Annotated in this window: 21 protein-coding genes and 4 pseudogenes; 10 read left to right on the plus strand and 15 right to left on the minus strand. The window is 56.4% G+C overall.

Features of this window, described 5'->3' with window-relative positions:
• Both FHT73_RS27940 and FHT73_RS27945 read right to left on the minus strand, forming a co-directional pair.
• Positions 1–926 (minus strand): ShlB/FhaC/HecB family hemolysin secretion/activation protein (locus FHT73_RS27940; protein ID WP_183716281.1); only part of this gene is annotated, 926 nt, incomplete at its 3' end.
• A gap of 11 nt (positions 927–937) precedes the next feature.
• Positions 938–1621, minus strand: a complete 684-nt coding sequence (locus FHT73_RS27945; RefSeq protein ID WP_183716283.1) for an invasion associated locus B family protein — start codon at positions 1619–1621, stop codon at positions 938–940.
• Positions 1622–2028: 407 nt separating this feature from the next.
• Here FHT73_RS27945 and FHT73_RS27950 point away from each other — a divergent pair.
• Positions 2029–2334: pseudogene (locus FHT73_RS27950) on the plus strand (hypothetical protein); the annotation flags it as partial.
• A gap of 139 nt (positions 2335–2473) precedes the next feature.
• Positions 2474–2716 (plus strand): annotated as a pseudogene (locus tag FHT73_RS27955) (helix-turn-helix domain-containing protein); the annotation flags it as partial.
• On the opposite strand, the pseudogene FHT73_RS27960 reads toward FHT73_RS27955, so the two are convergent.
• The 3 genes and pseudogenes from FHT73_RS27960 to FHT73_RS27970 all read right to left on the minus strand — a co-directional run.
• Positions 2716–2859 (minus strand): annotated as a pseudogene (locus FHT73_RS27960) (IS5/IS1182 family transposase); the annotation flags it as partial. The pseudogenes FHT73_RS27955 and FHT73_RS27960 overlap by 1 nt on opposite strands.
• Positions 2860–2974: 115 nt before the next feature.
• A complete protein-coding gene (locus FHT73_RS27965; RefSeq protein ID WP_183716285.1) occupies positions 2975–4771 on the minus strand; it encodes an HAD-IIIC family phosphatase in 1797 nt (598 codons plus the stop codon).
• A 657-nt stretch (positions 4772–5428) separates the two neighbouring features.
• Positions 5429–6157 carry a class I SAM-dependent methyltransferase gene (locus FHT73_RS27970; protein ID WP_112610864.1) on the minus strand — a complete coding sequence of 243 codons (729 nt, stop codon included), beginning with the start codon at positions 6155–6157 and terminating at the stop codon, positions 5429–5431.
• Positions 6158–6478: 321 nt separating this feature from the next.
• Between FHT73_RS27970 and FHT73_RS27975 the strand changes: the two genes are divergently transcribed.
• The gene (locus tag FHT73_RS27975; RefSeq protein ID WP_112610946.1) at positions 6479–7141 is read left to right on the plus strand and encodes a class I SAM-dependent methyltransferase; all 663 of its coding nucleotides are present in this window, start codon (positions 6479–6481) and stop codon (positions 7139–7141) included.
• A 354-nt stretch (positions 7142–7495) separates the two neighbouring features.
• Here the strand turns inward: FHT73_RS27975 and FHT73_RS27980 are convergent, their stop codons facing one another.
• From FHT73_RS27980 to FHT73_RS27995, 4 genes and pseudogenes are all read right to left on the minus strand, one after another.
• Positions 7496–8317 carry a class I SAM-dependent methyltransferase gene (locus FHT73_RS27980; RefSeq protein ID WP_246712261.1) on the minus strand — a complete coding sequence of 274 codons (822 nt, stop codon included), beginning with the start codon at positions 8315–8317 and terminating at the stop codon, positions 7496–7498.
• 273 nt (positions 8318–8590) lie between these two features.
• Positions 8591–10819: a hypothetical protein gene (locus FHT73_RS27985; RefSeq protein ID WP_183716287.1), complete on the minus strand. Its 2229-nt coding sequence runs from the start codon at positions 10817–10819 to the stop codon at positions 8591–8593.
• Positions 10820–11055: 236 nt separating this feature from the next.
• Positions 11056–11298, minus strand: coding sequence for a hypothetical protein (locus FHT73_RS27990; RefSeq protein ID WP_183716289.1), 243 nt, complete (start codon positions 11296–11298; stop codon positions 11056–11058).
• Between the two features lie 165 nt (positions 11299–11463).
• Positions 11464–12158: pseudogene (locus FHT73_RS27995) on the minus strand (IS6 family transposase).
• Between the two features lie 297 nt (positions 12159–12455).
• On the opposite strand from FHT73_RS27995, the gene FHT73_RS28000 reads away from it, so the two are divergent.
• The 7 genes from FHT73_RS28000 to FHT73_RS28030 all read left to right on the plus strand — a co-directional run bounded on the left by FHT73_RS28000 (position 12456) and on the right by FHT73_RS28030 (position 18951).
• Complete coding sequence (locus tag FHT73_RS28000; protein ID WP_348648170.1) at positions 12456–13100, plus strand: Hint domain-containing protein; 645 nt, start codon at positions 12456–12458, stop codon at positions 13098–13100.
• Between the two features lie 769 nt (positions 13101–13869).
• On the plus strand, positions 13870–14289 hold the full coding sequence (locus FHT73_RS29665; protein WP_246712262.1) for a hypothetical protein: 420 nt from the start codon (positions 13870–13872) through the stop codon (positions 14287–14289).
• A 684-nt stretch (positions 14290–14973) separates the two neighbouring features.
• A complete protein-coding gene (locus FHT73_RS28010) occupies positions 14974–15816 on the plus strand; it encodes a transporter substrate-binding domain-containing protein (RefSeq protein WP_183716291.1) in 843 nt (280 codons plus the stop codon).
• Positions 15817–15872: 56 nt separating this feature from the next.
• Positions 15873–16535, plus strand: a complete 663-nt coding sequence (locus FHT73_RS28015; protein ID WP_183716293.1) for an amino acid ABC transporter permease — start codon at positions 15873–15875, stop codon at positions 16533–16535.
• Positions 16536–16541: 6 nt separating this feature from the next.
• Entirely contained in the window at positions 16542–17201 is a 660-nt protein-coding gene (locus FHT73_RS28020; RefSeq protein WP_183716295.1) for an amino acid ABC transporter permease, read from the plus strand.
• Between the two features lie 13 nt (positions 17202–17214).
• Entirely contained in the window at positions 17215–17985 is a 771-nt protein-coding gene (locus FHT73_RS28025) for an amino acid ABC transporter ATP-binding protein (RefSeq protein WP_112610884.1), read from the plus strand.
• Between the two features lie 162 nt (positions 17986–18147).
• Positions 18148–18951 (plus strand): IclR family transcriptional regulator, encoded by an 804-nt coding sequence (locus FHT73_RS28030; RefSeq protein WP_112610886.1) that lies wholly within the window; start codon positions 18148–18150, stop codon positions 18949–18951.
• 177 nt (positions 18952–19128) lie between these two features.
• On the opposite strand, the gene FHT73_RS28035 is transcribed toward FHT73_RS28030, so the two are convergent.
• From FHT73_RS28035 to FHT73_RS28060, 6 genes are all read right to left on the minus strand, one after another.
• On the minus strand, positions 19129–20208 hold the full coding sequence (locus tag FHT73_RS28035) for an ABC transporter ATP-binding protein (protein ID WP_112610888.1): 1080 nt from the start codon (positions 20206–20208) through the stop codon (positions 19129–19131).
• Complete coding sequence (locus FHT73_RS28040; RefSeq protein WP_112610890.1) at positions 20205–21005, minus strand: ABC transporter permease; 801 nt, start codon at positions 21003–21005, stop codon at positions 20205–20207. The genes FHT73_RS28035 and FHT73_RS28040 overlap by 4 nt, the downstream gene beginning before the upstream one ends.
• A gap of 1 nt (position 21006) precedes the next feature.
• Positions 21007–21879, minus strand: a complete 873-nt coding sequence (locus FHT73_RS28045) for an ABC transporter permease (RefSeq protein WP_183716297.1) — start codon at positions 21877–21879, stop codon at positions 21007–21009.
• Between the two features lie 114 nt (positions 21880–21993).
• On the minus strand, positions 21994–23004 hold the full coding sequence (locus tag FHT73_RS28050) for an ABC transporter substrate-binding protein (protein ID WP_183716299.1): 1011 nt from the start codon (positions 23002–23004) through the stop codon (positions 21994–21996).
• 54 nt (positions 23005–23058) lie between these two features.
• Entirely contained in the window at positions 23059–23373 is a 315-nt protein-coding gene (locus FHT73_RS28055; protein WP_112415255.1) for an NIPSNAP family protein, read from the minus strand.
• A gap of 5 nt (positions 23374–23378) precedes the next feature.
• Positions 23379–24842: an aldehyde dehydrogenase gene (locus FHT73_RS28060; protein WP_112610896.1), complete on the minus strand. Its 1464-nt coding sequence runs from the start codon at positions 24840–24842 to the stop codon at positions 23379–23381.
• Position 24843 lies beyond the last annotated feature (1 nt).

Here is a 24843-nt window from a genome sequence, read left to right on the forward strand (position 1 = left end):
GAGCCATTGGCGGAAAAGGTCCAATAGCCGTAGGGCACACTGACATTGCCGGAATAGCTATTGCTCTTGCCATGGCCGTCATCGCGCCACGGGTAGTCCGGGCCGGTATGCTCATAGGCGAAATTCCACTGGTCGTTGATGCCGAAAAGATTGTCGTAGCCGAGGGAGGCTGAGCTCTTGGAATAGCCTGTCTGCTCCTGGCCGAGATTGCTGTTACCGAATGACAGATGCCAGGGATGGCTGGGCTTGTTCTCGATATTGAGGATCGAGGTGCCGTCCGTCTTGCCGGGCAGCATCGCGGTCTTGGCATTGTTGGAGGTCAGGCGATTGATCTGGTCGAGCCCCTGCTCGATATCGCGCAGATTGGTGATCTCGCCTTTCATGCCGGGAAAGGCCGTGGCGATCACGCCGGAGCCTGCCGCGCCGAAACCCGAAACTGGCTTGCCATTGATGTAGATGTCGGCAAGCGTGCCTTCGACGGCAACGAGGCGCAGCACCTTGGTCCTGGCGATGTCCTGCGCCGGCACATAGACGCGGGAGCTGACAAAACCCTTGTCGAGGTAGAGATGCGTCAGGTCGCGCAAGAGAGCGTTGATCTCGCCGACGCCGACACAGCGGTTTGCGTAAGGAGCGGTGACCTTGTCGATCGCACCGGCCGAAAACCGCGTGACGCCCTCGACCTCGATATGGGTGATGGCAAAGCACGGGCCAGCTTTCTGATCACCGGCCTTCTCCGGCTGCGGAACTTCGGCCGGAGAAGGCTTCGGCGTCATCTGGCCCAAGCTCTGCAGCCGTTGCTGCTCAGCTTCCTGCGCCTGCCGGCGCGCGAAGTCGTCGTTAGGTGTTTGAGCGGCCGCGGCCGAAGCCGCGAGAACCGCTGCCAAAAGCCCGCCTATGGCGGCGGCCGAGCGCGAGATCGACGTCATGGCTGCCCCGGTCAGTTCGAAGCGGCCTTCTGCAGCGCATCGAGCGCCGCCGACAATCCCTTCAGCGAGAACTTGATGTTGACCTTCTGGCCATTCATCATCTGCACATGGCCGGTGCCATCAGCCGCCTTAGAAAGGGCTGCCACCATCTTGCCGTCCAGCTTCTGCTGCGCCCAGCAGCCAGCCTGGTTGCAGTTGCGGTAGGCCAACTGCACCACGGGCTTGTCAGCCACGTCGATGCTCAGCCCGGCTGGAATGTACATATTGAGCGGTACGAGCGTCGTCAGCACCAGTTCATGCGCCTGCTGCTTTGCCGCTTTCTTGTCTGTGGCGGCAGGAACAGGCACCTTGGCGACCGCCAGCGTCAATATGTTCACATCCTGGTCGCCCTGCTTGACTGTTGCGATTTGCGCGACTTCGCAGCTCTCCGCTGCAGAACCGTCCGCCGCCTTGCCGTCGATGCAGCGATAGTACCAGTCATCAAATTTCTGGACGCGCGCCTGAGGTGCTGGCGGCTGTTGAGCATTTGCGGCGGGTGCGGCATTTTGTACGGCACCTGCATTGGCAGGTGCGTTTGCTGCCGGTGCCGGCTGCTCCTGTGCAAAGCCTGGCAAAGCGTAGAGTGCCGATGTGGCGATGATTATGGAAGCAAAGGACTTGATGGCATATGTCTTTGCCAGCGCCGAAAACGTCATGCAAACCTTCCCGAAAGCAACAGCGATCCAGCAGGACAAAGAGGCCTTGTCCTACGATCGATCATTAAGTTCCTGAAACAGCACCTGATACGCGGTGCGGCCGGTCATCGGCTAAGGCGCTACATAGCAGAATTCTAATCTATGCATCATAAAGTAGCGGATGCGGCGTGCCAATTCGCGCACGTTTCCGGAGCAGAGTGGCGGTTGTGCAACAAACGCGGTTATTTCTTTGAAGCATCAACGTTTCTTGGGGAAGAAAAACTATTCAAGATTGAAATCTCTCGATCGTCGCTACGATCTAGCGGCGATTGGGGCAGGCGGAGAATGAATGAGCCGATACTCTCTATTTCCGCGTTTTGGCGTGGTAGGGCCTTTTTTGATCAGCACGTCCCGGTAGAATATCAGGTGCCACCACGAAAGCGGTTCTCGAAACGATCGCCGAGACTTTAGACGACATCCCTGAGCACCGTCTTCATGCTCCGGAGACAGCCATGTGGGGACAGGCAGGTGTGCTGGCGGGGTTGCTGTTTCGGTTGAGCAACCTTCCTAAAGGGAAAGGGCATGAGAGGCGTTTCGTCAATGACGCCCTTGTTTTTCTGCAAGCGCGGCAGCTAGGCGCGAGCGTGCCAACCGGTAATGTGCGGGACTTTGATTTCCTTTCGCAAATCATGCCGACCGGACGGGTTATTCTGTACCGAGTTATGAGCTTGTGAGCGGTGAACCAAGTGCTGGGCACTAAGTGGCTGAATGTCATAATTCTACTTATCTTATATTTAGTTGTAGCGGGGGTACATTCTATTTTCAAGTGCGACATGCCAATGATTTCAATGGCTTCACTTTGGAGATTTTGGCATGTCCCGATGCTATTCGCAACTGACCCTCGCCGATCGACGGCGTCTTCATCACCTGGTCGAGCGCTAGGTGCCGATCAACGAGATGGCACGCCAAGTCGGTCGGCATCGCTCGACGATCTATCGCGAGATCAGGCGCAACACTTTTCATGATCGGGAGCTGCCACAATACAGTGGCTACTTCTCGACGGTTGGCGATGACATCGCCAAAGCGCGGCGACGCCGCTTGAGAAAGCTTCGTCGCCAACTGGCAAGTGCTTCCGATGTCAGCCACAGCGTCAGACTGCCCCGCCCACAAAGCCCTGCCTCATACCCCGCCCCGTTTGTCACCTTGAACTTCATGTTGCCAATGTGATGGCGGCGGGCGGAATTGTGTTTGAAAGGCATCGTTGCGAAAGACCAATTATGGAGCCTGACGCCCACCTACGACAACACGATTAACGTTCCGCGCACCAAGGTCCCTTGTACCCGTTATAAAGTACGATGCCGAAGTGAATCGTTCTCAAGCGGCCGTGATCGTTACGTGTGTGTACGATTCGGGGAAATCGCCATCGGTCACCCAATGCACGCCATCGTAATAGAAGCCGCATTTCTGGAAGAGATCGCGAACGATCAAATTGGCTTCCGTTTCGACGATACGTCCGCTCTTCAGGTCTCCATGATGGTAGAGAAAGCGAATGACCGCACTTTCGACCCCGAGTCCGACGACCCGGCAACTCATGACGAATTGATCCAAATATGATCCATTCAATATTGCTACACCGACCAATCCGTAGGAGGAATAATTGTCCTGAACTTCAAACGTCGAGAATTTCCAGCCGTCAGCGAACGCCCGGCTACATTCTTCGATGCTCCATCGTTTGCCCGTCGTATTGAACTGGTTGGATTTGTTGAGCAATTCGAATGCTCGCGGGAAGCTGGCATGTGAGATATCCGTTATCTCTCGAATGGCAACCTTCACACCGAGAGATGCAAGGAAGTCCTCGCGGTTCATCCCAGATTTAGCGGTCTCGCGCTTGACTTGATCCTGGATCATTTGCGTGCGCCGGCTCGATTCCTGGCTAATATAAGGAACCTGCAATTCCGGCGCCCACAGAAGAATTCGCCGGATCGCGTACAGTTCCTCTCCCAAGGTGCGGATTGTCGGGAAAGCTGCCTGGACCGATTGGCGTTCGACGGGGTTATCGTCGATAAAGAGAACGTTTTTCGGCAAGAGATTTGTGTAGGTCAGAATCTCCTGGATATTTTCAGCCTTTGGGCGCCAATTGATTTTTCGGATCGCGAAATCATCAAGAGCAAGCCGGCCACCAAGAATGTCGGGCCAAAGCTCGGTTATCCGTGCTTCTTCGTTTTTGCTGACGATTGCCAGGACTATGCCCCTGTGCTTGAGATACTTCAGGGTCTCGATCATGCCAAGTGGCCAGCCCTCCAGAATGTAAGGATGGATGCCCTCTTCAGCCACGACGCCGCGCCAGACGGTATCATCAAGATCCACGATTACCAACTTTACACTGTCTTGCTGCCTGATCGTTCGATACATGGCATCGATCTCGCTCCAAATGGCGAGAATGAAATCTTGCGTGTTGAACGGATAGAGATCCGAGAGCTTGGTCGGAACAGCAATGCGTTTCGTATCGTGCACGCTGTCCCAATCGTTGGCGTACGATGCATGGCTCCACGGCCAAACTAAGTCTTCCTGAATAAACTTTTTGCCGAAGGTAGAGGCTATCGAGTCCGTTTGCACCACGTGAGTATTGGCGCGTTCCGCCGCAATCTCATGAAGGACCTTGTTGAGCTGCTCTACAAAGTAAGTCGGATTGCGAAAGTCATGACGAGGCAAAAGCCGGCCAAACAGACTCTGTTGGGGGGCCAAGAACTCCGATACGAATGTGAGCAAATTGGAGTTTTCTGTATATTTCAGTGCACCGTTCAACGTTTGGAGGAGCCTGTTCTTTGCCTCCTCAAACTTCGCAATAAACGGTTCTTCGCTTTCATGTGATATATTCGCGAGCATCGTTTCAGGCACGACCGTGCGCAAAGGAAGATAGATAAACTGAAAGTCGTATTCACTCGCCGGCCGCGGCAAATTGCTTTCATCGACACCGGGGAAATTGTAAAGAATATGATCGACTTCAGTCCTTGGGAAAACGCGGTGGGCATAATGATAGATGCCTTGCGAGGTGCATGAGCCGATAACAAGAATTCGTTTTACTTCTGTCTCCGAAACAGCAAGCTCCCGCGGTGTACGAAAGCTATACTCTTGGGAGGATTTCGTCACTGATGCGCTGCGTTCGAGCATCCCTCTGTCCTGACCGTGTGGTTAAGCCCAACTATTGCCTCGAAACCAATCAACTGTCTCCCCACGCCGCATTCCTCAACGGGACATAACGGTGATCGGATTTTTCGATTGAATTGGCTCATCCAAATAGACAAGAATCTTATTCGATATGTTAGTACGCTGGAATTGATCTCCGCATCTCATCTTACAGTGATGCCAAAATCCCCACCCATCGACTAAAGACTTAATATCCAAGTCGTCTAAAGAGGTGGGATCTGGAATCATAGGAAGTTTCTCGGGTGATATCAGAACGCAATATCACCATAGCTTGGCGTTAATACCAGCCAGAAACCGCCGAGCTTATACGTTTTTTGCCTTCTAATGATACTGCCGAAAACAGACGTGCCTCTTCGGAACTGACGATAGATTTGCAATCAGCAGTTCACTTTCAAATTTCCTGAATGCTCTTACGCTCGAAGAGCGTCCTATCTCGGATCTCATCGATACATCTGCCGGCCACACGCAGTACACCGTGCGCTCGCCCTCAGAAGCGCTCAAGTGACTCCCCGTGCCTTCGCACATACGCGCGGATGTTCGGGGCGGTCGTCAGATAAGCAACAAGCACCTGGTCCTGACCACGAGCCTTGCCTTCCTTTTCGACTGGCTCTCGCGCGGCGTTCAGAGGATCCTCGCAGCCACTTGTTCAAAGGCCGAAACCAAGCCGATATATTCATATTTTATGTTGTTCTCGTACGCGAACTCCTGGAAAGCGCGATACTCGTGCCGCTTCCAATCGGGGTAGTTGAAATATTCGTCAAACAGAATGACGGTTCCGGGAACGATGCGATCGCGCACCTCAGTCAAAACCGTTCTCGTTGAGGAATAAAGATCGCAATCAACGTGAAGGAAAGAAATATTGCCTGGATGGGTGGCCAAGAAAGTCTTCAGCGTGTCGTCGAACCAGCCGACCACAAGTTGAACATTTTCCCGAACGGATGGAAGCCCTTCGCGTGCGAAGGCGCCAGCCTTTGCACCCGCTGTCCAATCCTCCGGGAGTCCTTTGAATGAATCGAAGCCATAGATCATCTTGTGATTGAGCTTATCGGCTATGATATTGATCGTGTGTCCGGAAAAAACACCGAACTCCAAAACGAGCCCATCGATCAATATTTTATCCAGGCTGAAGTGCAGTAGCGCTTCACGGGTATCAAATCGAGCAGCCTTTCGCATATGCTCGCGCGCATACTGATAGCTCTCAATGGCAGCTGCAAAGTAGGCGACTGAATCTATATTGTAAGGCCCACCCCTTGCTCCAAACAGCTTATCATGGGCCACCTTTACCTTGTGAAAAAATATCAACTCCGCAGCATCATCTGCGGCCTTATCTATAGAGGTGCCTTGATCCATTATTCGTGCTTCCCATTTTTGCAAACAATTTCGGTTTGGCAGGGGAGTGTGCAGTCGTAGCCACTCGTCGATCAATGCTATGGCTGATAGTCAATATCTCGATAGTTCTATTGGTGCGCCAGCCAGAAACCGCCCAGCTTATACGTTTTCGGACGCCGGAAGTATTATGAAGGACGCAAGATTCCTTGCCTAACGAAGGCGAGGTCGAGACAGGATGATATTTTCGACATATCTAATGAAAGCTACTTGACGGGAGCTTTATCATTGTAAGAGTTTATGAACGCAACTTCCGGTCAACAATGCACCCGCAGAAAGATGGCCATGAACCTCTACACATATTTTCTGAACAATACCGGCCGGCAGATAATCAAGTATGCCCACTATTTTCCGATCTATGAGAGGTATTTTTCTCAATATATCAATCGACCGCTCACCTTCCTGGAGATCGGAACCGGGCATGGCGGCTCCTCTCAAATGTGGAAATATTACTTCGGCCCAATGGCTCGCATCGTATCGATTGATATTCGGCCGGAATGCAAATCATACGAGGAAGAGCAAATCAACGTGAGGATCGGTAGCCAAAGCGACCGACAATTTCTGCAGAGCCTCCTGGACGAATTCGGTCCACCCGATATCGTTCTTGATGACGGAAGCCATCACAACAGCGATATCAATGTCTCATTCGACTATCTTTATCCGCGCATGGCCCCCCACGGCGTCTATTTGGCGGAAGATTTGAATGGCTCTTACTGGCCACAACTTGGCGGTGGGTTACGCTCGGAAAATTCATTCATCAATCGGTGCAAAGGATTCGTGGACGAGATGCACGCGAAGTCTACTGCGTATGGAGATGAAATTGTGCCCGAGACTCATATAACCAACACGACGTCTGCGATCCATTTTTATGACTCTGTCGTGGTGTTGGAAAAAACACCTTACATCAACAAGACTATGCTGATGATCCCTGAGAATACGAAAACGTGAAGCCGCTTCAAACACGTTCAAGGTGACCTGCCACGAGTAATTTCCTCGAGATTGGATTAGAGTCCGGCCAACGCCGCGCAAGATCAAAGCTTCGCGTTTCCGCCGGTTGCTCGCACCGCGCCACTTGGCGTTCTCAAAACCGCTGGGGCTTTAGTCGCCGCTGGGTGAAAGTTTTATGGCAGGCTAAAGGGGAATTGACCCATGACGTCCGAATCATGGGAAACTTATAGATTCAGACCATGGCTAAATGTGCAACGGTAATGCCATGCATGGATTTGCGTTTCGATGTCCGCAAATCCACTCGTGGCACCCAGCAATATCGCTCCCGCACTCAATGTGGATGCTGTGGTGGCTTCAGGCAAAGCATAGAACCTTATGTACTCCAATTTCCGCGTAGCGCCAGCTATTGCTGTGGATTTCTGCCGGTAAGTCCCGGTCCAGGAGCTTGCGAAGCTGCGTCAGCATAGTTGGGTGCTCGGAATAGGTCGTCAAAAACAGCTTGTTCTGAAAGATGAGGAGTGGAGCGAGCCGCGTATTGGCAGTTCGCAGAAACTCGAAGAGGCCCTCGGAAACGCTCGGCCAAAGCGGGCCAAGGAAATCATCCAACAGAATGACGCCTCCCGGCACAAGCAACTCCTGCGCGAGAAGCATGTCATTGATTACGTGTCTGACTGTGTGGCCGCCATCTACGGAAAATAGCCTGGCCCCAGATGTACCAAGCCGCCCACGGATCGTTGCCGGCGTGATGGACATGCTATCGCCTGAAATCGCCGATACTTGCGGTTTCAGGTGCGGAAAATAGTCGTTCATGTGCTGCGTAAAAGTCGACAGCGACCCTTTTCCGCTATGATCTAGGTTTTTGTCCTGATCTTCGAACAGATCTACGGCTATGCACTTTTCGTTCGGTCGCGCCGCAGCGGCCATGATGAAGAACAGCTTGCCATGATGCACGCCGATTTCAACGATATCCCCATGAGTACCGTTTATAGTTTGGATCTCGTGTACCAGCTTCAATATGTGCGGGACCCGATGCCCAACCCAGCCTTGGACATTCGACCACACAACGCTCAAAGCTGATCCAATTGGATCGCGGTCAACTTCCGGTAAGGTGTCTATGACTTGTTCCTCCTCGATCGCCAGGTGGGAAAGTGTATTTTCCTGCCAAGGTCGCAACAATCCTTAAAGCGCCCAATTCGACCAATTTGCGATGAGCGTCTGGCTGAGACTCTCACTTTTGCAAGTCCAACCGAACTTATGGAACCGGGTGCTGCTCCGATCAGCGTAAGATCCGAACCGCAACCTGTTCATAGCCATCAACAGAGCCTGGTGAGCCGAGGCCACTTCTTCTGATATCATGCTCGTATCCCCTTTAAGAGCGCTCATCTGCCAGTCATCGATAGAGGCTGCGTTGAGCCCGGGCTCAGGTCATGTCCACAAGACTGCTCCAGCTTATCTTACAGCTATGTCGCAGGAGGTATTCAGCTCGGCTGCGCTGAAGGCGATCCATCTTACGTAGGTTACGGCATTGGCGGCCGTAGCGATGGCACATGGCGTTCCGCCCTGAAATTTGAACGAAGAGGAAAAGGTGATGCTTCTGCCGCCCGTCGCGTCTTGCGACAAGCGTATGAATCCGGTCCTTCCCGGCACCACATTCAGAGGATTATCCAGATTGGTTACAGGCAGGGTGAGAGTGAGCGAATAATTTCTGCCAGCCGCCATATTGAGGCTGATGTGGCTCGCGCCGGTCAGGGCAACCGGAGCGTCTTGAGCTATCAGTGAAGACGGCTGTACCAGCCGATTGGGGGTCCCTGCCCAGATATCTGCGGCGGTGGCGGTGACAGCCGGAATCTTCAGCCAGGAACCGCTATAGATATTAAAGTTCTTATTGGTTGCATCAAACGCAAAGGGTACCATGGCCGCCACCGAAGTGGGTGTGCCCGTCAGGTTTCCATCCGTCGATCCCATATATGGGAAGCCGGAGAATGACGTGGTGGAGAGCGATTGTTGCCCAAGATATACGTTGCCGCCGGATGGGTTGATAGCAAACGGCATTGGTAAAACGCCGGCATTTATCGATTGCGTCACGCCGATATTGTTTATTGGGTCCCAGCCCAATGCAATTCGTTTCAATGGCGTGGTCGTATCGGATATGAACAAGCTTCCATTATTGGAAAAATCGCCGAACGGCGAGGATTGCCAGCTCTGGTTCGGAGTAAGCGACTTGATATTGGTCAATCCACCAAAGGCGAAGCGATAAGGCGAGAGAGGCCCGATCGAAGCATCATCGAAGGCGCGGGTCATTGCTTCCTTATGGTTGATCTGCAATCCGGTGACCACGGCGTCAAGCTTGAATGCGGTAGGCCCGTTCGTGCCGAGGGCTGCGTTCATATTGATGAGGCCGGTGACGTTATTGGGTCCGCCGGTGGTCTCGATTGCATAGGACCAACTAGGAGGGCCACCTTGCGCCACCTCCGTATTAGTTTGCCCCTCGATCACTAGATTATCGATCATCAGATTTGAAATCGGCAATGGCTGGCAGTTCTGGCCGTTTGCGTCGCAGGACTGTTCATCGTTTCGAATTCGAACGGCGGCATAGGCGCCAGCCGCAGCCTGGGAAGGGCTTTGACATTCGACATTGTTCCATTTGGATGATGTGGCGCCGATGATCAGACATTGCTGGCCGGCTCCGCGAATGGTTATGTTGCTCCATGACGATTGCGAGCTACCAGCATCCGCCCAGATGCCGAAGGATGCGGGCGAGATGATATTGATATTGCTAAAAGTGCCGGCGCCTGACCCGCTGTAGAAGCCGAATCCGGACGCCGGTTGGCCCGTCTGCGATGGATCCTTACGGGCAAAGTAGCCCCAGGCATTGGTCCAGTTGACGCTTCCACCGGCGTTGAGATCATTCCCAAAGTTGCTGAACGACTGATTGTCGATCACGTTGCTGATGTTGACGAATGAACCCGATCCGTTATCGATTCCAAAACCGTTGTGACCCGGAATTGGCTGGTTTGCCCCCGCAAGACCGTTACCGCAGAATTCGGTATAGATGTTGTCGAGATTGACATTGCTGGGGCTACCGAAAACAGGCGAGAGCCCGTCGCTGCTGACCTTGCCAATGCCGATGCAATTGGTGAAAGCGTTCCTTCCTTTCAGATTGTAGCCGGTAAAGTTATCGCCTTCGATAACGAAGGCAACTTCGCCCCAAGGGGCCATCAGCGACGTGGTCAGTCCGCCATAGTAGACGGAATCCGTATAATTCTTCCCCGCCGCGTTGCCATCTACACCAAGGTCATGAATCGTCACGCCTTTGGCCAAAACATCGATGGTCGGAGCATAAGGGGTGCCGGCTGGGCTGTTCCATACGATAATGGTATTGGCTGCGCCCTGGCCCTCAATTTCCATTGAATTGGTTATCTGCAATGTGCTTGTCGGCGTGTTCAAGCAGAAAGTTCCTGCCGGGAGGATGAGCTTTTTCCTAGCGGCCGCTGCTATTGACGCTCTCAACGAAGACGTTGCATCGGTTGCGCAGGTCGGGTCGCTGATCAGGCCAAAATCGGCGGCGTTGACGATCTGGTCAGGCCCCGAGATTGGCCCGGAGAGCGGTACAGCGCCTTGAGCGTGAGCCAAGATTGGAAGGATTACAAACAAGAGAGCCAAATGCAAACGCTGCATAATTATAACCCTTTGAATGAGATTAGGTGTGGCGGTCGGAGGATGGAATGATTGAGCTACCGCTCACCTACTCAACTGCCAGGTCGTACGGTATAGTATGTTACGTTCACCATGGAGTTGTAAGGCAAGGACAAAGTCTTAATGCTCGCCTCAAAGTTTCCAACTAAATAGTGGCTGCCTTCGATGCTGTCTTTTGACTGAAGGCGGTCGATTGACGGAAGCTCGACCTTTGAATGTTATCCCCAGCTGTCACTCTTAAACCAATCGGCCGGCTCACCGTTTACGTCCGGCAGCGAGAGATATTCTTGATTCAAAGTTTTGCTGCGAATAAGCGCATTGAGGATGACGATCATGCTGTCGGCTTCATCTTTGGAAAGCCCAGCACTGTCGCATCTTGCCTTCTGCGAGTCCCAGAATTTCCATTCGTCGATTAAGCTCCGCAAATCTAAGTCATTATAGATAGAGGGATGAGAGGCCATTGCAATTTTCCAAACTCGTTCAACGGATGGTATCGTTCGCGTCCGGGCTGGTTCCATTCAAATGACGTCGCAATTATACCGAATAATCTGCGAGTTTAGCTTAAGCACGAAGGTTCTGTCGCAACACGGTATCGAGGTCACGGATGTTGAGCCATGCACTGGGGCTCAGGCGGCAATAAGTTCGAATTGCTCTGCGATTGACGGGCGTGGATTGTCGGCGAACCTCGCCTACCGTTTGCGCATCATATGGACCATCTCGATACCGGAGAATGACTTCAGCGCTTGCCGTCGATTTGAAGCCGAGCACGGACCGGATGCGGCACTTGATGCGCCGATGGTCCTGCTCGATCCGGTTGTTGAGATATTTGCTCCTGCGGATGCGGATCGGGTTCAGTGAACGCCGCGATCGGTTGCGCAGGCGGTCTTCGGCATCGCTGGAAATGACCGCCTGGTGATTGGTCAGGCTGCCGTCGATGACGATGCAATCCGGCCGGCCATGACGATCCAACGCCCTGCGAAGGAAGCGCTTGGCCGCCGGCAGGTCACGGCTTTCGCTGAAGAGAAACTCGACCGTATCGCCGACGCTGTCGATAGCGCGGTAGAGATACATCCATTCGCCGCGGACCTTGATGTATGTCTCGTCCATATGCCACTTGCCAGTAACGCACCGCTTACGACGGTTAAAGCGCTCCAGCAACTGGGGAGAAGTGGACGACCCATCGATGGATGGTGGAGTGATCGACGCTCATGCCGCGTTCGGCCATCATCTCTTCTAGGTCCCGCAGACTCAAATTGTAAGCCAGATACCAACGGACGCACAGCAGCATCACCGATCGATCGACGTGGCTGCCGATGAACATTACAAACTCCCCTGAAAATCAGAGGGCTTAATGCCGGGGATAGGTCGCTATTTCGTTTTGCGACAGAACCGCAAAATATCGCCACGGCGGTAGAAGAACTCATGGATGACGGATGGGAGCCCCGGGTGCATAGTAGAGGCCCTTTCTGAACTGGCAGATGATTACATGGATAGCGTGACCGGGGACACCGCAATCCATGCCCGCTCCCGGCGAATTCATTGATGGTCGTCACGACGGTCGGCCGAAATCTTGGTGGATGGAAGTACCGGAACGTATACTATCAACTTCGATCCGAGCGTGAACACCGCCGACTTCGCGGTCTCGGGCAATACCATCACCACCAGCCAGGTGCCCTGCTTCGTCTCCGGCACGCGCATCCGCACCACGCGGGGTGAAGTGCCAGTGGAGGACCTCCAGGTGGGCGACCTGGCCGTGACATCCTCCGGCAAGGCACGCCCCATCGTCTGGATCGGACACCGCCGAATCGAGCGCCCGGCGCCAGCAGTCTGGCCCGTGCGGATCATGGCCGGTGCGTTCGGCAACAATATCCCCATCCGCGACCTGTTCCTATCGCCCGGCCACGCAGTCTGCGTGGACATGGCGGGCGAGGTGTTCGTGCCCGTGGGCCAGCTGGTCAACGGATCGACCATCGACTGGGTCGAGGTTGCGAAGGTGGCCTACTGGCATGTGGAGCTTGAGAGCCACGATGTGCTGCTCGCCGAAGGGATGCCTTGTGAAAGTTATATGGAGGCCGGCAACGGCGCCTTCTTCCGCCGCGCGCATGGCCGCCTCGGTAAAGTCGATCCTGGGCGCGTTGCCGAAAGCTTGAGCAGATATGCCCCGCCGTTCGTTGATGGCGGCCTGATCGTCGAGGCGATCAGGGAACGCCTCGCCTGCCGTGCAGAAGCGCTAGCCCAGAAACAAGCAACTAGAGCCGCATAATCCCAGGTGCCTCGCCCTCCTGAGCCCGCAGACGTTACAACCTTACGGGGTAAAATCAGCTCTTGGTTCCGAACTGGAGCATCAAGGGTGGCGGTGTGTGTCGTACGCTGGTCTCAACGGGCCAGCAATTTCGTCAAGGGTTGTCCGATGATGCCCTATGAGATCGACAATGGCCAGGTCATCTCAGCGCTCATATCCGAGGTGCCAGCCGGCTTCGTTTCGGGAACTCGCATCCGCACCCCACACGGCGAAATCGCAGTGGAGAAATTAACTGTGGGCGACTTTGTGATGACCGCCGCCGGTAATACGAGCGCCATCGTCAGAATCGCCTCACGGACGATCCGGGAACCCGCGCGCGAGCACCGGCCTGTTCAGGTCAAAGCCCGGGCCTTTCCGGGCGATGTTCCCCAACGAGGCCTCCAGCTATCACAGAGCCATGCCGTGTGCGTGCGGGCGCTAGACGAGGTGTTGATCCCGATCGACCGATTGATAAACGGCGCTACAGTCGCCGCAGTCGATATCGATGAAGTCACGTATTGGCATGTCGAGCTCGCCAGCCACGAGGTACTCCTGGCGGAGGGGCTCAGTTGCGAGAGCTGCCTGAACCGCGGTGCCGTCTCTTCCGGGGACACTCCGGTCGGGGACAAGACGAGAGTCATCATCGACCAACACGCCAAGCCATTGGTGAAGGACGGCGCAGTCATAGCGGTAATCCGTCACCGTCTACACTCCCGCGCGGAATCGATGGGCTGGGCGCCGCAATGCGGAGATGGACCCGCACCTCATCGTCGATGGCCGACGCACCGAGCCGACGATCGACGACAATCTGGCGGTGTTCATCTTTCTGGTCGGCGCCAAGGAAGTCATGCTTGTCTCGCGCACCTGGGTTCCGGCTGACGACGGCGTAAGCGATGACAGACGGACACTCGGTCTTTCCGTTCACGGCCTGACTATCTTCGACGGTCTCCGCGTCGAGCGCCAGATCCCGCTCGACGCGATTGCGGGCTTTTACCCTGAGGAGGCTGCTGAACGCTGCGATTGGCGCTGGACGAACGGTCGGCTTTCTCTGCCCCCACACCTTTGGGTCGACTGCCGCGGCCATGTTATCCTACGCCTTGCCTTTGATCCCAGTGCCGGCAGATCCTGGACACCCCCGACTGCCGTGCAGACAACTTCGGTCAGGCCATAAGCGAAGGCACGTATTCCTCAAAGCAAGCGAGGCTCCCCCGCAAGGCCTTGATTTTGAGATTTGGAACCCTTGACGCTCTTGAGCGGAATCGAACTCTCGGCGCGATACTAACTTTGCCGCTTCTAGGTAGATCAACTGCTTGGAAGACGAAAGGGGCCTGCAAACGGCAGTTCAATTTCTTCGCGGCTTCTTTCGCGCCCTCAATCAGCTTATGGCGGCAGCATTCTCGCCCTTGCTCGAATACCTTCTTGCCACGCAGGCCCACGCTCCCATGCTTCATTGCAGACGAGCGCCAAGTCAGCAGATCGCCTTGTCTGCTGCAGGGTTTCAAAGAGCAGCGCAGCCTGACGAAGGTCCGTCTCTCGCTTTGCTGCCCCCGCCCGTCAGTGCGACCTATCCCAGCGGAGCAAACCGAAGCTTCATCATCGTAAACGCCGGGCAGATGATGCTGATCGCCTGCTCCTGAGAACACGTTGTTCACGGCGCTCCTACGGTATCGCGTTGCGATTGCCGCCGATGACATTTGTGTCGACGAGCGCCTTTACCATTCCCGATTTCGGACGATCGGTGGCGACAGCCACTATTGACAAGCTGCCCCGTATATCCCTTGATGTGCGCCATCCGAGATAACAGACATATGTCCATAATATCGGATTATGAAGTTATTGACCAAGGGGAACAACCATGAGCATTACTTTTCGCGCCGGCCTAATGTCGCTGGTCGCCGCCGCACTCCTCTCTTCCACGCCCGTTCTCGCCGACGGCAGCAAGCTCGATGAGGTGCTTGCTCGCGGCCACCTCGTTCTTGGAACCGGCAGCACGAACGCGCCGTGGCACTTCAAGAGCGCCGACGACAAGCTGCAGGGTTTCGATGTCGACATGGGCCACATCATCGCCAAGGCCCTCTTCGGCGATCCCGACAAGATCGAATATGTCAATCAATCGTCTGACGCCCGCATTCCGAACATCACCACCAACAAAGTCGATATTACCTGCCAATTCATGACTGTAACCGGTGAGCGCGCCCAGCAGGTTGCCTTCACCATTCCCTATTACCGCGAAGGCGTGGGCCTGATGCTGAAGGCGGATGGGCAATATGCCGACTATGCGGCGCTAAAGGCGGCGGGCTCCTCCGTCACAGTCTCGGTTCTTCAGAACGTCTACGCGGAATCTATGGTCCATGCCGCTTTGCCGGATGCAAAGGTCGACCAGTATGACTCCGTCGATCTCATCTACCAGGCACTGGAATCGGGCCGCGCCGATGCCGTCGCCACCGATCAGTCGTCGCTCGCCTGGTATATGACGCAGAACCCCGGCCGCTATAAGGATGCAGGCTATGGATGGAACCCGCAGACCTACGCCTGCGCCGTCAAGCGGGGCGATCAGGACTGGCTGAATTTCGTCAATACCGCTCTGCATGAAGCCATGACCGGCGTCGAATTCGATAGCTACGCCAAGTCATACAAGACCTGGTTCGGCAAAGACCTCGCCCCGCCGCAGATCGGCTTTCCGGTCGAATACAAGTAACGGCATAGCGGAGCGGGTATTCCCCGCTCCGCCAGCCTGAAAAGGGATAGCCCGCCATGGGTTACACGCTGAACTTTGCCGCCGTCTGGCGCAACTTCGATTTTCTTCTGAGCGGCTTGGCGCTCAGCCTCGGCCTTGCGGTTGTCTCGATCGTCATTGGCGCTCTGATCGGCCTTGTGCTGGCCTTTGCGTTGACATCGAAGAGCCATATCGCTGTCGTGCCGGCACAGGTCTACGTCACCACAATTCGCAACCTACCGATCCTCGTCCTGGTGCTCTTCGTCTTCTTTGCCCTGCCGCAGCTGGGCTTCCGCCTGGATAAGGTGAAGAGCTTCGTCCTGGTGCTTTCCGTTTACTCGGGCGCCTATCTGGCAGAGGTATTCCGTGCAGGATTGCTATCGATTCCGAAGGGGCTGACCGAAGCGGGTCTTTCTATCGGACTGACATCCATGCAGATCCGTGGGTCCATCATCGCTCCCTTGATGCTGCGCAACGTCCTGCCGTCATTGTCTTCGACGATCATCTCCTTGTTCAAGGACACGTCACTGGCGGCAGCCATTGCCGTTCCGGAACTGACCTTTGCCGCCCGCAAGATCAATGTCGAAAGCTTCCGCGTCATCGAAACGTGGCTCGTCACCTCGGCTCTTTATGTCGCAACCTGTTTCCTCATCGCCATACTGATGCGCTTCGTCGAGCGCCGTCTGGCTCTGCCGAGGTAAGATCGAATGGCGCACACATTTCTCGAACAACTCTGGATCGCCCGATACGTCATCTTGAATGGCATCGGCGTGACTGTGTCGATCTCGCTGCTCGCCATTCTTGTGGGGTCCGTGCTCGGCGTTTTCGTCGGCTTGGCGCTTGTTTATGCCGGCGCCATCCTGCGCCTTGTGATGAGAGCCTATACTGATATCATCCGCGGTACGCCGGTCCTCGTGCTTGTGCTGGCAAGCTATTACGTTTCGTCCGCGGTAGGACTTGATTTAGGGCCGTTTTCCGCAGGCGTGCTGGCTTTGGCAATCTTTTGCTCGTCTCATGTCGGCGAGATCGTGCGCGGTGCTCTTCAAGCCATCCCCAGAGGTCAGACGGAGGCGGCCAAGGCGATCGGCCTCACCTTCACTCAGGCCTTCACTTCGGTCCTATGGCCGCAAGCGATGCGCCAATGCCTGCCGGCTTGGGTGAATACCGCAGCCGAGATGGTGAAGGCCTCGACGCTTCTTTCCGTGATCGGCGTCGCTGAACTGCTCCTGCGCACCCAGGAGATCATCTCGCGCAATTTCATGAGCCTCCAGTTCTATTTTCTGGCTGGTGGCCTCTATTTCATCATCAACTTCGGTATCGAGCGCTTCGGCAAATATGTCGAGCGCAAGACCGCACTGCCGTCCTGAGGAGATCGGACCGATGGCCAAGACAATTCTAGACATTCAGGGCTTGCGCAAGACCTATGGCCAGCATGAGGTTCTGAAGGGCGTCAACTGCATAGTGCAGGAAGGCGAGGTCATTTCCATTATCGGCTCGTCGGGCTCCGGCAAGACGACGATGCTGCGCTGCATCAATATGCTGGAGGAGTTCCAGGGCGGCAAAATCAGCCTTGACGGCGAGGAAATCGGCTATCATGTCGATGGCAACATCCGCCGCCGCAAGAATGAGAAGGAGATCGCTCGCCAGCGCGCACTCACCGGCATGGCCTTCCAGCAGTTCAATCTTTTTCCGCATATGACCGCGGCCGAGAACGTGATGCTCGGCCTCGTAAAGGTGAAGAAGATGTCGAAGGCGGATGCGCGCGCCGTCGCCGAAAAATGGCTCGACCGTGTGGGTCTGTCCGCCCGCGCCAACCACTATCCAGGCCAGCTCTCGGGCGGTCAGCAGCAGCGTGTCGCGATTGCCCGAGCCATCGCCATGACGCCACGGCTGATGCTGTTCGACGAGGTGACGTCGGCTCTCGACCCTGAACTGGTTGGTGAAGTTCTTCAAGTCATCAAAGGGTTAGCTGCCGACGGTATGACGATGCTGCTGGTTACCCACGAGATGCGCTTTGCCTATGAAGTCTCGTCGCGCGTCATCTTCATGAACCAGGGCGTCATCTGTGAAGAAGGCGATCCGAAAGATATGTTCATGCGCCCGAAGACGGAGCGGCTGGCCGAATTCCTCAAGACCTCGAGTTTCAATTGAGAGGAAACAAGAGCGCTGCGCAAGCGTTGCGTCATCGCACGCGTGAATGCTATCGCAGCATCTTGCTTAGATCTGACGGCACGAGCGCCGTATAGTCGGCATCATGTGCCGATACGTCGCAACGTACGGGTTGCGGCTAGTTTAGGAATTTTGGAGAAAAGCGTGGCCGAGACTGCAAATGACATTGTATCCCGACGCATGCGAGGGCTGGATCGCGCGTTTGAGATCCTGGAATTTCTGCGCGTGAAACGCCAGCCCATGCGGCCGAACGAGATCGCTACGGAAATCGGCGCGCCACGTTCTTCCATCTACGAGCTTGTCAATCTTCTGCTCGGCCATGGCATGCTCGATTATCAGGGCGGCGATGGCCGGGTTTTTCTCGGCCGCCGTCTCTATTTTCTCGGAACCGCCTATGCAGAACAGTTCGACCTGATGCGCGAATGCGGCCGCATGCTGGGGGTGCTGGCGGAAGAGACGCGCGAAACCGCGCAAATGTGCCTGCTGGAAGGCAATAAATATACGGTCGCCATGATGCGCGAGGGCATCCGGCCCTTTCGCATTTCGTCGAATGTCGGCGAACTCGTTGCAATTCCGTGGACGGCCTCGGGGCGCCTGCTTGTCGCGCATCTTTCCGATCAGGAAATCCTCGATTTCATTCCGCCAGAGGATTTCATCCTGCCGAATGGCAGGCGCCTGGAGCCTGCTGATTTCATCGCTCAAGTGCGCCAGGCCGCCGAAGACGGATATTTCACCTTCAATAGCGAAGTGGAAAATTTCACCCACTGCTTCGCTGTTCCGATCCGGCAGGCCGACGGGTCCAGCATTGCGACGCTTTGCCTGGTTACCCCGCGTGAAGATGGCTTGCGCAATCGCACCGCCTATCTCGACAGTCTCTTGAAAGCTGCTCACGAAATCTCCGAAAAGCTCGGCTTCCGATCATTGAAAGGCCGCCTCTTCGGTTCCTAAATCTGAGAGGAATTTTTTCGAAAATGCAACGAGATGGGCTGCTCCTGAATGGGATCACAACCAACGACTCTTCTATTAGAAAATCCGTATCTAACAAATTCATGAGGCGAGCCAAGAACTTGGGCTGGCGGAATTGCCGTGGTTGCCTTCATTGCGCAGTGAGAGTACCGGCCAGCGCTAGCAGAAGACATGCGCGGCGTCGGGATCGAACTCCAGATGCACATTATCGCCGCGGCTGAGACCCGAGATGGCTTCGTGGCCAAAGGGCAGGCGCACGGACAGGGTTTCGCCGGCGGCAATCCGCGTCGTCACATGTACGTTGTTGCCGAGGAAAGTGATATCGTTGACCGTCGCGCTGAGGCCTTGGCTTGAGCCTGCTTTGCGCCCGAGCCGAATGCGTTCCGGCCGCAACATCAATGCCGCTTTGCTCCCTGACGTCGGCCGTCCGTGCACCGGGATGCTGTCGAAAACGGTCTTGTCACTGAGCGAGATCGTCGCCTGGCCATTGTCCGATGAAAGCAGATGGCACGAGATGAAATCGCTATCGCCGATGAACTCGGCGACGAAGCGAGTTTTGGGATTGGCGTAGAGTTCCGGGCCGGTTCCGATCTGGTCGATGACGCCCTTGGAGAAAACGGCGATGCGATCCGAGAGCCGCAGCGCCTCCTCCTGATCGTGGGTCACGTAGAGGATCGTCACTTCCGTCTGCTGGTGGATGCGGCGGATCTCATGCTGGATCTCTTCACGCAGCTTCTTGTCGAGCGCCGATAGCGGCTCGTCCATCAAAAGCACCGGCGGATCATAGGCAAGCGCCCGCGCAAGAGCGACGCGCTGCTGCTGGCCGCCCGACATCTGCGCCGGCTTGCGATCCTCGAAGCCTTCCAGGCGGACGAGACGCAGCATTTCCTTGACCCGGCTGTCGATCTCAGCCTTGGACTTGCGGCGGACCTTCAGCGGAAAAGCTATGTTCTCTCCAACGGTCAGATGCGGAAACAGCGTGTAGCGCTGGAACACCATGCCGATATTACGCTTATGCGACGGCGTCGACAACAGCGTCTCGCCGTTCAGCAGGATATCGCCCTTGGTCGGGTTCTCGAAGCCGGCGAGGATATAAAGCGTCGTGCTCTTGCCTGAGCCGGATGGGCCAAGAAAGGTCAGGAACTCGCCGCGCTTGACCTCGAGATTGACGTCATGGACTGCGACGACGGGGCCGTATTCCTTGCGGATACCTTTGATCTTCAGGAAGGATTCGCTCATGATTTCAGAACCTTGCGTACAATCGCGGCCAGCGTCATCAACGTGACCGTCAACAGAATGAGAAGCGTGGAGGCAGCGGCGACGACAGGGGTCAAATCCTGCCTGAGCGTCGCCCAGACTTTCACCGGCAGCGTCTGCAGCGTCGGGCTCGCCATGAAGATCGCAACGACCACTTCATCCCAAGACGTCAGGAACGAGAAGACAGCCGCGGAGAACAAGCCGTGGCTGATGGCGGGCAGCGTGACCCTGATCTTCGCCTCGAACGGAGACGCGCCGCAAAGCACGGCGGCATCCTCGATCGATTTGTCAAAGCCTTCGAGCGCGCCGGAGATGGACAGAATGGAAAAGGGCAGCGCCAGCACAAGGTGGGACACCACAAAGCCGATCAAGGTGCCTCCAAGGCCAATTCGCAGGAAGAAGGCGTAAAGCGCCACGGCGAAGACGACGACCGGGAGGATCATTGGCGTCAGGAACAATGCCTTCAGCGCGTCGCGAAACAGGAATTTTCCATGCACGAGGCCGAAGGATGTCACCAGGCCGAGCAGCACCGAAAGCACGGTGACGATCGCGGCGATCTTGAAGCTGGTCCAGGCGGAAGCCAGCCATTGCGGATCGGAAAGCAGCTCCGCGTACCAGCGCCAGGTCCAGCCCGGCGGCGGAAAGATCAGCCATTGCGACGAACCGAACGATAAGGCCGCAATGAACAGGATCGGCATCAGAAGAAAAGCCGCCGTCAGGACCGTGATGACGAGCAGCACATATTTCCACCAGCCGAGACGATCGAAATTCAGCAGCATCTCAGCGCCCTCCCATATTCTGGGCGCCGAACAGCCGCAGCTGGACGGCATAGAGCGTCAGCGTGATGACGAGCAGGACGAAGGCGGCGGCCCCGCCCATGCCCCAATTGACGAGCGACTGCACGAACTGCGCGATGAGTTCGGCAAGCATCATGTTCGCCGTGCCACCAAGCAGCGATGGCGTGACGTAGTAACCGAGCGACATGACGAACACCATCAGGGCACCTGCCATCATGCCAGGTGCGGCAAGGGGTATCAGAATGCGGGTCAGGCATTGCAGACGGCTGGCGCCGCACAGCGCTGCCGCCTGCAGCACGGCCGGATCGATCTTCCTGATGACGCCGTAGAGCGGCAGGATGATGAAGGGCAGCATGATATAGGTCATGCCGATCGTGACGCCGGTGAGGTTGTTGACCAGCGCGAGAGGCTTGTCGATAAGCCCCGCACCGACAAGCATCTTGTTGATCAGTCCCGTGCGCTGCAAAAGCACCATCCAGGCATAGGTTCGCGCCAGCAGGTTGGTCCACATCGACAGCAGCAGGATCGCAAAGACAACGGAAGACCAGCGCGAAGGCATGATCGCCAGCGTCCATGCGACAGGAAAACCGATCAGCAGCGCCAGGACGGTCACGACACCCGACACGATAAAGGTGTTGGCAAAGATCTTCAGATAGGTTTCGGAGCCCAGCAATTCCGCGTAATTGCCAAAGCCGAATGCCGGCTCCATCACGCTGCGCAAAAGCAGCGCGATGACCGGAAAGATGAAAAAGATCGCGACGAAGGCGAGAGCCGGCGCCACCTGCGCAAATCCAGTAGGCCCTGCCGCCTTGCGCGCCGGTGCGGCCGCGTCCGCAACGTTTATGTATGTCGACATGGCAATCCTTTCCCACCATCGGCGCCGACGTGCAGCGATCGCCACTCGCGGGCCTGGACCTCGCATTGCCCCACCGCGGAGATTTGTCCGCGGTGGTCTGGCTATCTCCGCCGCTTACTGCGCCTGCCAGGCGTACCACTTCTTGCCGATGGCATCCCGGTTTGCGGCCCAATAGCTCATGTCGGCATTGACCTGGCTGGCGGTCTGCTGGTCCGGCAAGGTCTTGGCTATCTCAGGGTCCATCAGCTTCGCCGAGCCGAGGTTGGTCGGCGCATATCCGGTGGCCTTCGCCAGATCGGCCTGGGACTGTGCCGAGGTCGCCAGCGCAATGAACTTCATCGCCGTTTCAAGGTTCGGTGCACCCTTGGGGATGACAAGGGAATCCGCCGCCGTAATATTCTGGCTCCAGGAGGTTTCCGTCTTGACGCCGCTGTTGGCGAGCGCGGTCATGCGACCATTCCAGATACTGCCGAAAGGCGCTTCGGCCGAGGCCAGCAGCTGCTGCGATTGCGCGCCGCTCGACCACCAGACAATATCGGATTTGATCGTATCGAGCTTCTTGAAAGCACGGTCGAGATCGAGCGGATAGAGCTTGTCGGCGGGAACGCCATCGGCCAAGAGTGCCGCTTCGATGACGCCCGGCGCGGACCATTTGTAGAAGGTGCGCTTGCCTGGGAATTTCTTGGTGTCGAAGAGATCGGCCCAGGTCTTCGGGCAGGCGCTCACGGCATCGGCGTTGCAGCCGATAACGAAGGAATAATAGAAGCTGCCGACGGAGTAGTCGCTGACGAAACGCGGGTCGAGCTTGGACTTGTCGATGACGGAGAAGTCCAGCTTCTCTAGCAGGCCGTTCTTGCCGGCTTGGGCGGCATAATCACCCTCGACATCGACGACGTCCCAGCTCACCTGGCCGGCTTCTACCATAGCTTTCAGCTTGCCATAGTCCGTCGGACCGTCCTGCATGACGCCGATACCGGTCTTTTCAGTGAACTGGTTGGCCCAGGCGACCTTCTGCGCATCCTGCGTCGTTCCTCCCCAGCTCGTGAAGACCATGGTATCGGCCTTGGCGGGCATGGATGCGGCCATTATTGCGGCAAAGGCCGCGAGTGCAATTCTTGCTTTCATGTTCCCTTGTCCTTGTTTTTCAGTTCTTGGAGGCATGCCTTACACACCGCCAGTTCACCCCAAGGGGGAGAAACCGGCGGGCTTCATGATCTTGTTTTCCGCTTGTTCGATCAGGTCGCGAATCCTGGGCAGGAAAGCCTGCCACTTGGGGTCCGCCGCCAGCCGCCCGCGCCGCGCCTCGCGATCGTCGAGGCTTGCGTAGGCCCAGATGTGCACGATCTCGTTGATCACGCCGATTTCCGAATGGAAGTAGCCGACAAGATTGCCGAGATGCGCCTTCTGAATAGCGATCCCCTCCTCTTCCACGACCTTCAGATATTGCGGGATCGTGCCGTTCTTCAGCCGGTAGGTGCGGATCTCGTAAAACATCGCTCTCACCTCATGACGAAGGGATCGGGGATCGGGTCATCCGACGTCCGCAGCCAGATCGTCTTGGTGCGCGTATAGTCCAAAGCCGCCGCAAGACCGCCTTCCCGGCCATGACCGGAAAGGCCGAAGCCGCCGAATGGCGCGATCGGCGATACCGCGCGATAGGTGTTGACCCAGACGACACCGGCGCGGATGCCCTTCGTCAGGCGATGGGCGCGCGTGAGGTTTTGGGTAAAGACACCGGATGCCAAGCCATAGCGTGTATCGTTTGCAAGCCTGAGGGCTTCCGCCTCGGTCTCGAACGAGACAAGCGACAGAACCGGCCCGAAGAATTCTTCGGTAAGCGAAGGCGAGGAGACGCCATCGCAATCGAGGATCGTCGGCGGGAAGTAATAGCCCGCACCTTCAGGCCTTTGGCCACCCGTCACAAGCCGAGCACCGCTTTCAATGGATTTCTCAACGAGCGCGGCCACATGATCCTGCTGCCGCTTCGTGGCAAGGGGGCCGACCTCGGTTGCCATATCGAGCGGCGATCCAATGCGGATCGCGTCGGCCTTGCGCTTGAGGATCGACAGGAAGGTGTCCTTGACGCTGGCTTCGACGATCAGGCGCGAGCCGGCAACGCAGCTTTGGCCGGTTGCCGCGAAAATGCCGGCAACCTGTGCATTGGCGGCACTTTCGAGATCCGCATCGGCAAAGACGATGAAGGGTGATTTACCGCCCAGTTCCAGCGATGTCGAGGCAAGGTTCTCGGCCGAATTGCGCACGACATGGCGTGCCGTCTCCGGCCCGCCGGTAAAGGCGATATGCGCGACCTTGGGATGCCGCCCGAGTGCCGCGCCGCAGGAAGGGCCGAAACCGGTGATGATATTGACGACGCCAGCCGGAAAGCCGGCTTCATGGACCAGCCGCGCGAATTCCAGCAGCGGCGCCGGCCCGTCTTCCGAAGCCTTGACGACCGTCGTGCAGCCTGCCGCAAGCGCCGGCCCGATCTTGACGGCGGACAGGAAGAGCTGGCTGTTCCAGGGCACGACCATGGCGACGACGCCGACCGGTTCGCGACGCAGCCAGACATCCATGTCCGCCTTGTCGATCGGCAGATAGGAGCCTTCGATCTTGTCGGCGATGCCGGCATAGTAGCGGTAATAGTCGGCGACATAGGCGATCTGCGCCGAAGTCTCGCGGATGATCTTGCCGGTATCGCGCGTCTCCAGTTCCGCAAGCTTCTGCGCATTGGCCGCAACCAGATCGGCGAGCTTGTAGAGAAGCTTGCCGCGCTGCGTCGCGGTCATCTTCGACCACGGGCCTTCGTAAAGGGCCTTTTCGGCGGCATTGGCGGCGCGATCGACATCGGTCTCGCGCGCTTCCGGCATCTCCGCCCAGACGTCGCCGGTCGCGGGGTCGATGCTCTGGAAGCGGGCTTCCCCGTCCAGAAACTCACCGTCGATATAGTGCTGGAAGCGCTGCATG

The sequence above is a fragment of the Rhizobium sp. BK098 genome, assembly GCF_014193155.1.
GTDB lineage: Bacteria > Pseudomonadota > Alphaproteobacteria > Rhizobiales > Rhizobiaceae > Rhizobium.